Origin of the sequence: Stieleria sp. (assembly GCF_041595215.1) — a bacterium.
Classification (GTDB): Bacteria; Planctomycetota; Planctomycetia; order Pirellulales; family Pirellulaceae; genus Stieleria; species Stieleria magnilauensis.
Window position 1 is genome coordinate 1 of record NZ_JBFHKV010001145.1, and the last position, 2,606, is coordinate 2,606.

3 protein-coding genes are annotated in these 2,606 nt (G+C 59.8%); 2 read left to right on the top strand and 1 reads right to left on the bottom strand.

Annotated elements, in window-relative coordinates; translation table 11 throughout:
• Positions 1 to 514: hypothetical protein (locus ABX749_RS29010; protein ID WP_372899111.1), on the top strand; the 514-nt coding region annotated here is incomplete at its 5' end.
• A 26-nt stretch (positions 515 to 540) separates the two neighbouring features.
• Here the strand turns inward: ABX749_RS29010 and ABX749_RS29015 are convergent.
• Positions 541 to 1,473 (bottom strand): glycosyltransferase family 2 protein, encoded by a 933-nt coding sequence (locus tag ABX749_RS29015; protein ID WP_372899112.1) that lies wholly within the window; start codon positions 1,471 to 1,473, stop codon positions 541 to 543.
• 255 nt (positions 1,474 to 1,728) lie between these two features.
• Here ABX749_RS29015 and ABX749_RS29020 point away from each other — a divergent pair, with 255 nt between their 5' ends.
• The gene (locus tag ABX749_RS29020; RefSeq protein WP_145207535.1) at positions 1,729 to 2,391 is read left to right on the top strand and encodes a hypothetical protein; all 663 of its coding nucleotides are present in this window, start codon (positions 1,729 to 1,731) and stop codon (positions 2,389 to 2,391) included.
• Positions 2,392 to 2,606 lie beyond the last annotated feature (215 nt).

The window sequence follows — 2,606 nt, forward strand, 5'->3', positions numbered from 1 at the left end:
ATTAATGTTGGCCAACGCGCGGCTTCGGGATGAGCTGGAGCCGTACCGTGACGAGTCGATCGAATCGTCGATCAACCGAATGTCGCTGCAAGCCGAGAACGAATACTTGGCGTCGATGTTGGCCTGGGAACGTGCACCGGCGCTGCCGATCTCCGACTGGTTTTCTCCGCCGCTTCACCTGCTGCCGCCCGATGCCTTGGGGGACTCGCAACTGTCGCATCGACTGAAAAAGACGATTCAAAAGTTGTACAGCAAGAACATCGTGTTGCGGTGCACCGATCACCTTTGCGACCGAGAACTGTACACGATCATCTATCGCGATATCCTGCCCTGTTGCGAAAAGAAAGTCGACGTCCCGGGCAAGGCCTTGGAGTGGATGTGCGTCGAAGACACCGAGACGTGGCTGCGTTTCTATGCCACACCCGTCGAGCGACGTCGTTATCAGGAAGAGTTTGACTGCGAGCTGCCGCCCTCGGAAACGCCCAAGCACAGTCGGCAACTGCCCGGCAATTAGACGGCCACTTCTCGCAAGCTGGAAGCTTACGCCACTTTGTTGCGCGCGAGACTCGGTAGGCGGGTGAGCACTCTGCCCGCCCCGGCGACCGCACGCCACAGCCACCCCGCGTTGCGGTAGCGCCACATGCACGCCAGCGCGGCGATGCCGTCCTTCCATGTGATTTTCTTGCCCTCCTCATAACTGCGGTACTGGTACCCGGTGGGCACTTCGGCGATCGCGATCCCGCGTTCGGCAATCTTGCCGGTGATTTCGGGTTCGAATCCGAAGCGGCATTCTTTGATCCGGATCGATCGCACCAATTCGCCTCGAAACGCTTTGTGACAGGTTTCCATGTCCGTCAATCGCTGGCCGGTCATGCAATTGCTGATCGCGGTCAGGGCCCAATTGCCCAGGCGATGAAACAGCGACGGATCATCACTCTGTTCGAGATAGCGCGAGCCGTACACGACTTCGGCCTCACCTTGTTGAATCGGCGCGATCACGTCCAACAGGTCGATCGGATCGTACTCGGTATCGGCGTCTTGAATCGCGACGATTTCGCCACGACTGTGTCGCATGCCCATCCGGACGGCGGAGCCCTTGCCGTGATTGCGTCCGCGTAACAGGATCGTTCGATCGGCCCGTGGAGGCAGCGCCGCCAGCCACTGAGCCGTCCCGTCGGTGCTGGCATCATCGACCACGACCGTCTGTGTCCCCTCGGGCATCACCTCGTCGATGCGGTCCAAGATCTTTGGCAGAGTTTGTCGTTCGTTGAACACGGGAATGATCACGCTCAGACCGAACGCGCTGTTGCGTTCGTTCCCGATTGCCCGGCACGCATGTTCAACCTCCGTCAGCGTCTGTTCGACTCGGCCGATCACGTCGGAGGGACCTTGTGGTGGGGAGGGCAGCGTGTTCCGATGATCGACACCTGTGGCGGCCGATTGCGAGAACGTCGGATGAGAAGGTTGACTCATGGAGTACGTTGTGTGCTCAAAAAGGTGTTTGGTTGAAAAAAGCGTGCGGCGCGATCTTCCCACTGGCCTGTTTTGCTTGACCAACCACAGCGATCACTTACCAGCAATCTGCCGATTGGTCCGTTTGGTCGGATCATCCGGCTGTTTCGCAGAACTCTCGCCGCCTCGCCTCCTCCGTCGCGTCGAGCGATTGAAATTGGTACGCTTTACGGACCGATTCGCCTCCCCTCCGACTCCCGGCATCTTCACCCACGCATGTCCATCGAACCGATCTACTTGCTGATCGCCTTGCTTCCGCTGGTTGCGTATCTGTTGTTGCTGGGGATGATTCGTCTCAGCGGTCGGGTGTTGATCACGACGGGAGGACGCGATATCGCGGCGCTGGGGTTTTCGGTCGTCGGTTTGGTGGCCATCGGTCCGGGGGAACTTTTTTTCCCCAAGGCGGCGGCCGGCGTGTTTGGCGGCTGGGTGTGGCTTGCCCTGGCGACGTTTTACGGCCTGATCATCTCTCTGTTTGCGCTGACCGCACGCCCGCGATTGGTTGTGTACGGGCGGACGCCGGAGCAGATGCTGTCGCCGTTACTCGAAGCCGCGTTGGAACTCGATTCCGAGGCGACGTGTGATCGAGAGACGCTTCAGGTGTTCCTGCCGCAGCTCCGCGTCCACTTGCGAGCGGCGGGGCATCAAGCGATCGATTCGACGTCGATTGAATCGTTCGAACCGATCGCGACGAGTGTGTTTTGGGAAAAACTATTGGGGCACTTGAGAGACAAAGCGGAAGTGACGTCGCCTCCGGCCCCGCGGCGTGGCGGCACGATGATCGTCGTCGCGCTGACGCTGGGATTGTTTGTCGTTTGGCGAGCCATCGCGGAACGACAGCAAGTCGTCGAAGGTTTCCGCGAATGGCTGTGGCGCTAACGGCGGATGTTAGCGGCAGGGCGCAAGCCGTCCGGTCGCGCTTCAAAAACACGTTGAAAGACCGGAGGGCTCGCGCCCTACCGCTAACAAAAGTTCCCCGAAAGGTGTTAGCGGAACGGCGCAAGCCGTCCGGTTTGACTTTGAAAAGACCGGAGGGCTCGCGCCCTGCCGCTAACAAAAGTTCCCCGAAAGGTGTTAGCGGAACGGCGCAAGCC